1 protein-coding gene is annotated in these 759 nt (G+C 41.0%); it reads right to left on the minus strand.

All coding sequences use genetic code 11. From position 1 onward, the window contains the following. Positions 1-590: DNA polymerase III subunit beta (gene dnaN / locus ACS8FC_RS16880; RefSeq protein WP_439297635.1), on the minus strand; the 590-nt coding region annotated here is incomplete at its 3' end. Positions 591-759 lie beyond the last annotated feature (169 nt).

Below are 759 nucleotides of genomic sequence, written 5' to 3' on the forward strand. Positions count from 1 at the left end.
GCCTGCATGCTCAGATCAGCACTCACATCTATAACGCTACGTGCCAAGGCCAGTCTATGTCCATCAGTCGCAACGGTTGTCAGCTGCTGCTGTGAAACATCAAACAGCATACCCGTCAAGTAATAACGTACATCTTGAATTGCCATCGCAAACTGAGTCTTGTGAATCAAATCTGTCAAGCGACTACGGCTGATGTTCAACGGCGTAATATTTTCAGGATTACCCAAGCTTGGATAATCTTCACTTGGTAAGGTACCTAGCGTGAAACGGCTCTTGCCACTGGTAAGCAGACAACGCTCATTCGCTTGAGTCGCTAGGTTAACTTGAGCTTGTGCAGGTAAAGATTTACAAATATCTTTTAGTTTTGTTGCAGGTAGCGTCGTTGTTCCTGCTTCGACACAAGCACCAGCAGGCAATTTCAAGGTCGATGTCAGCTCCACTTCTAAATCTGAGGCTGTCAAGATAAGCTCGGACTCTGATAACTGCAGCTTAATATTGCCCAATATCACCATATTATGGCGTTTATCAGCGGCTTTGGCGATCAAGTTGATAGCTTTTAGTAACGATTCTCGATTGATCGATAATTGCATGCTTAGTTACTCTTATTTGAATGATTTTTTATAAAAAATTGACGTAATCGTCTAATAATACCTTGTCTACTGACTATAATCTACAGAGTATCTATCTGCTTATATTTTCAATATTATAAACGATATTTTCTCGCTAAAATACAGTGAAGACTTACTCTACTAACCTGCC

The sequence above is a fragment of the Psychrobacter sp. 1Y4 genome (genome assembly GCF_051847555.1).